This is a genomic window from Mesorhizobium sp. M0954, from assembly GCF_040319155.1.
Lineage (GTDB): Bacteria > Pseudomonadota > Alphaproteobacteria > Rhizobiales > Rhizobiaceae > Mesorhizobium.
In genome coordinates, this window is record NZ_JAMYNR010000068.1 from 1 (window position 1) to 5,516 (window position 5,516).

Annotated in this window: 3 protein-coding genes; all 3 read right to left on the bottom strand. The window is 64.1% G+C overall.

The genetic code is table 11. The features are described 5' to 3' along the window. Positions 1-10: 10 nt before the first annotated feature. From NKH93_RS34075 to NKH93_RS34085, 3 genes are read right to left on the bottom strand one after another with little or no spacing between them, the layout of a single operon-like run. The gene (locus NKH93_RS34075; protein WP_352976363.1) at positions 11-3,271 is read right to left on the bottom strand and encodes an error-prone DNA polymerase; all 3,261 of its coding nucleotides are present in this window, start codon (positions 3,269-3,271) and stop codon (positions 11-13) included. Then, positions 3,268-4,791 (bottom strand): Y-family DNA polymerase, encoded by a 1,524-nt coding sequence (locus NKH93_RS34080; RefSeq protein WP_352976365.1) that lies wholly within the window; start codon positions 4,789-4,791, stop codon positions 3,268-3,270. Before NKH93_RS34080 ends, NKH93_RS34075 begins: the two co-directional genes overlap by 4 nt. Beyond that, positions 4,706-5,464, bottom strand: coding sequence for an ImuA family protein (locus NKH93_RS34085; RefSeq protein ID WP_352976368.1), 759 nt, complete (start codon positions 5,462-5,464; stop codon positions 4,706-4,708). Before NKH93_RS34085 ends, NKH93_RS34080 begins: the two co-directional genes overlap by 86 nt. Positions 5,465-5,516 lie beyond the last annotated feature (52 nt).

A 5,516-nucleotide genomic window follows, 5' to 3' on the forward strand; every position in this document is an offset into this window, starting at 1 on the left:
CGCTGCAGCTTTATCGGAAATCCCGCGTCTTCACCTTGATGCGGTCGATGTGCTCGTAGGGATCGACGATATCGCGCGTTTTCGGCATGCCGCGCGGATCGATGCCCGATCCGCCATGATGGGCCTCGTCACCGCGGCCGTGTGGCAATGGAAATGGCGTGTCGCGGCTTCCGACGCTGGCGAGTTCGGCCGACAGATCGATTAACTCGTGGGCGACGAGATGCACCACCTCCCCTTCCCGCTGGATGCGGCCGCGCACGCCGAGCATGGCTGACGAGAGAAGCACGCGCCGGAATTTCTCGAACACCTTGACCCAGACGACGACGTTGGCAGCTCCGGTCTCATCCTCCATGGTGAGGAACATGACGCCTTTGGCCGAGCCCGGCCTTTGCCGGACCAATACCAGGCCGGCTGCCTCAAGCCATCCTTTGTCTCGGGCATGCATGGCTTCCTGACACGTCACGATACGACGGCGACGAAGATCGGCACGCAGGAACGAAACAGGGTGGCTGCGCAAGGTCAGTCCGACATGGCCGTAATCCTCGACAACCTCGCGACCGGCTGTCATCGGCCTGAGCGTGACGACGGGCTCGTGGATCTCAGGCACCGTCTTCTTCTCACGGGACGTGGCGGCCGCAAACAGCGGCAAAGGTTCATCGCGAAGCGCCTTGATCGCCCAGAGCGCGTCGCGGCGGGCAAGGTTCAGATCCGGCAGAAAGGCATCGGCCTCGGCGAGCTGGACCAGTGAAGCGGCTGGCACGCCGGCGCGGCGCCAGAGATCGTCGACTGAGAGGAAGGGTTCGTCGGCCCGTGCCGCGACGATCGCGGCCGCGTCATCATTGGCGAGACCCTTCACCATGCGCAGGCCGAGCCGGACAGCGAAGCGATCTTCGTCATCAGTCGGCTCGAGCGTGCAATCCCAGCGGCTGGCATTGATGCAGACGGGGCGCACCTCGACGCCATGATCGCGTGCGTCGCGCACGATCTGGGCCGGCAGATAAAAGCCCATCGGCTGCGAGTTCAAGAGCGCCGCACAGAAGACATCGGGATGCCAGCATTTCATCCAGGAGGACGCGTAGGCGATCAGCGCGAAGGAGGCGGCGTGGCTTTCGGGAAAGCCGTAGCTGCCGAAACCTTCGAGCTGCGAAAAGGTCTTTTCGGCAAACTCCTGGGTGTAGCCGTTGGCGATCATGCCGTTGATGAGCTTGTCACGGAACTTCGAGACGCCGCCGGTGTGCTTGAAGGTGGCCATGGCGCGCCGCAGCTGATCGGCCTCGCCAGCGGAAAAGCCGGCGCAGACCATGGAGACCTGCATCGCCTGCTCCTGAAACAGCGGTACGCCGAGCGTCTTGCCGAGAACGCGCTCGAGCTCCGGTGTTGGAAACGTCACCTCTTCCTTGCCGTCGCGGCGGCGAAGATAGGGATGAACCATGTCGCCCTGGATCGGGCCGGGACGGACGATAGCGACCTCGATGACCAGGTCGTAGAATGTCCGGGGCTTCATACGCGGCAGCATCGACATCTGCGCGCGGGATTCGATCTGGAACACGCCAAGCGTGTCTGCTTTGCGGATCATCGCGTAAGTGCGCGGGTCCTCGGCCGGGATCGTCGCCAGGTCGAGGGCGATGCCCTTGTGCTCGGACAGGAGATCGAATGACTTCTTCATGCAGGTCAGCATGCCCACGGCCAGGACATCCACCTTCATGAATTTGAGGGCGTCGATATCATCCTTGTCCCATTCGACGACCTGGCGATCCTTCATCGCCGCCGGCTCGATCGGCACGAGATCGTCGAGCCGATCGTGCGTCAGCACAAAACCGCCCGGATGTTGCGAGAGATGACGCGGCGTGCCGGCAAGTTGCGCGGCGAGTTTAAGGGTCAGCCGCAGCCGGCGATCGCCGAGATTGAGATTGAGCTCGCCGGCGCGCTGCTCATCGACCGCTTCGCCATGGCCCCAGACCTGCGAGGACAGAAGTTTGGTCATGTCCTCAGGCAGGCCGAGCGCCTTGCCGACATCACGAACGGCGCCCTTGATGCGATAACGGATGACGGTGGAGCAAAGCGCTGCGTGGTCGCGGCCGTAGGTCTCATAGACCCACTGCATGACGATCTCGCGCCGTTCGTGCTCGAAGTCGACATCGATGTCGGGCGGCTCGCGCCGTTCCTGCGAAACGAACCTCTCGAACAGGAGGTTGTTGCGTTCGGGATCGATGGAGGTGATGCCCAGCACATAGCAGACCGCTGAATTGGCGGCCGAGCCGCGGCCTTGGCAGAGGATGTCCTTGCTGCGGGCGAAGCGGACGATCGAGTTGACGGTCAGGAAGTACGGCGCATATTTGAGCGTCTCGATCAGCCGCAGCTCGTGCTTCAGGATTTGGGCCACCTTGTCAGGCACGCCCTCGGGATAGCGGCGGTCAGCACCTTCCCAGGTCAGTTTTTCCAGCGCCTGCTGGGCCGTGAGACCCGGCATGGTTTTTTCCTCCGGGTACTGGTAGGCGAGCTCGTCCATTGAGAAACGGCAGCGGTCGGCGATTTCGATCGTGCGCGCCAGAGCGTCGGGATAGCGGCTGAACAGCCGCGCCATTTCATCGCCCGGTTTGAGATAGCGGTCGGCATGACGTTCGCGCCGGAAGCCGGCGTCATCGATGGTGACGTTGTGGCGAATGCAGGTGACGACATCCTGCATCATGCGGCGGGCCGTCTCGTGGAAAAGCACGTCATTGGTAACGACGGTTCGCACCCCCATCGCGGCCGCCAGGTTAGCCAGCTCGTAAAGCCGGAGCTGGTCGTTGGGGCGCCTGCGCAAGGTGAGCGCCAGATAGGCGCGATCGCCGAAGATCTCGCGCAGCCGCCGCAAACGAACGGCACAAAGATCATCGGCGTGGTCGGGCACCAGGATCACGATCAGACCTTCGCCATAGGCGACGACATCATCCCAATCGAGATGACACTTTGCCTTGCCGGCCCTGCCCTTGCCGAGTGACAGCAATCGGCAAAGCCGCGAATAGGCCGGTCGGTCGGTTGGATAGGCCAGGATCGACATGCCGTCGGCGAGATCGAGACGGCAGCCGACGATCAGCCGGACGCCTGTCGTTTTCGCCGCTTCATGCGCGCGCACGATGCCGGCAAGCGAATTGCGATCGACGACGGCGAGCGCCTCGATGCCGAGCAGCGCCGCCTGCGCAAACAGCTCCTCGCAGGATGATGCTCCACGCAGGAAACTGAAATGCGAGGTGACCTGCAACTCGGCATATCGGGTTCCGACAGTCATCCGAAGATTCCGTGCATGAACCATTTGTGCGATCCGGTCGTGGCATCCTCTCCGTCGCCGGCACGGAAGACCCAGTAGCGTTCGCCGTTCTCATCCTCGACCTGGAAATAGTCCCTCACCGCAGCAAGCTCGGCATCGCGCTTCCACCATTCCCCGAAAACGCGCTCCGGGCCGTCCGCCCGTTTCACGCGCCGGCGAACGCCGCGCCAGGTGAAGCTCACGGGCGGATGGTCGGGAAGAAGTGCTACTGTCTCGATCGGTTCGGGCCGCGGCAACAGCCGAGTTGGGCGCGGCCAATGGGCGGGCCAGCCCTCGCCGGTATCAGGCGCCATTGGGGCAATGCGTTGAACCGAGCGTTCGGGAACGTCGCTCTGCACCGGGGCGAAGCGATAGAGCCGGTCCTCGCCGACACGGTTGGCGAGGATGTCGATCACATCCGAAACGTCGGGTTCGGGCGCCTCGGCGAGCGAGGAGATCGTCTGCTTCGCCCGCAGCGGCTCGGCAACGGTCGCGGCAAGCCGCATCAGCTCGATGCCGAACCCTGGATCGACAGTTTCTATTTTATCTGTGAGAAGCCGGGTCAAGCGCTTGGTATCGCGCACCGGCGATGCAGTGCCGACACGGATCGCCTCGATGCGGTTATCGACGCGGAAGAACAGAAGATCGAGGCGGCGCGCCCCAAGCCCTCGCCTCTCGAGTTCAGCACAGAGTTCGGCCGCCAACTTGCCGGTATAGCGGGCGATCGTCTCTGCCGCGCCGATCGGTTCGGCAAAATTGCGGCGGACCTCGACAATTTCCTGCGGCCGGATCGGCTCGATCGGTTCGCTCACTCGTCCAAAGGCCTGGTCGAGACGGCGGCCAGGCTCCGGACCAAAACGCAAGGCGAGCGACGCGCGCGGCGTGCCGCCAAGATCAGCGATTGTCTCGAAGCCGAGCCGTCGCAGGCCATCGATCGTCACGGCGGGTAAGCGAAGCGCCGCGATCGGCAGTGGCAGGATCGCTTGTGCAATGGCATCGGGTGGAACCACAAGCCTCCGCCGCGTGCCGAAGCGCGCCAGCGCGTGGGCTGCACCCCAGCTATCAGCGACCGCGGCACGCGCGGCTAGACCGGAGCCGCCAAGTCGCTCCACCATATCGGTGAGCATTGCCGACTCGCCGCCGTGCAGATGGTCGGCGCCGGTCGTATCGATCACAATGCCGTCCGGCGCATCGGCAGCGACGATCGGCGCGTAGCGGCGCAGAGCCCACAGCGCCAACCGCTCGAGCGCCATGGCGTCGGCATCGGGCTCGGCATCATGGACGATCAGGCCCGGGACCAGCGCCTGCGCCTTGCTCGCCGGAATGCCGATGCGCAGGCCTGCTGCGTGTGCTGCAGCATCAGCGGCAAGCACGACACGGCGGCGCCCGTTTCGGCCGATGAGGACGAGCGGCGTCTCAGGCGGAGGCGCGGCGTCGCCCGATTTCCTTCTGAAGCGGTCTGTCGGCCACATCGGAAGGAAGAGCGATACGACCCTTGGCATCGCATGCCTCCACTATGAAATCTGCGCTCTCTCCTGCACGGCATCGGATCAGTTCGAGTTGCCAGCGCGCTCGCCCGACCCCCTGAACAGGCAATGGCGTCGACGGCAGGACCGACACCCGCCAGCGTGTCTCGGCGGCGGTCGGCTGACCAAAATCGGTTGCTTCAGTCTGTCGCCGCCAGCGGCGAATGGCGATGCCGATGGCGCCGGAGCTTTCGGCGGCAAGCTGCAGGCGCCGTGAGGCCGTCATCGACAGCCGGGCTATCTCGGCAACGACAGCGCCAAAACCGCCACGAAGACCCTCTTCGAAGCAGGCGAGAACGGATTTCTCGTCGCCGGCTTCGACATAGATCACCCTTCCCGGAGGCAGGCCGGCCTGTTCGATCGCCGGCGCGAACAGATCGGGCCGGGTAACGCACCACAGCACCTTGCCGATCGTGCGTGCGGCAATACCGGCAGCGAAGAGTGCCGCGGCCGCGCCATCGACAGCGCCATTCCCTCCGCCTGCGACCTCGTGCAGACCGCCAAAAGCCAGTCCCCCTCCCGGCAGAACCCTGTCGATTGCGGTCACTCCAAACGGCAAAACGGTGCGAGCGCGCGCGTTTCCGCCTTCGAGACGCGCAATGCGTTCTCGAAGCTCGGAAATGGCAGCAGGGGGCGCCGATACACTCATCTGACCCTGGAAACGCGGAAAGCCTGTGATATGTTCTACATTTGTTCTCGTC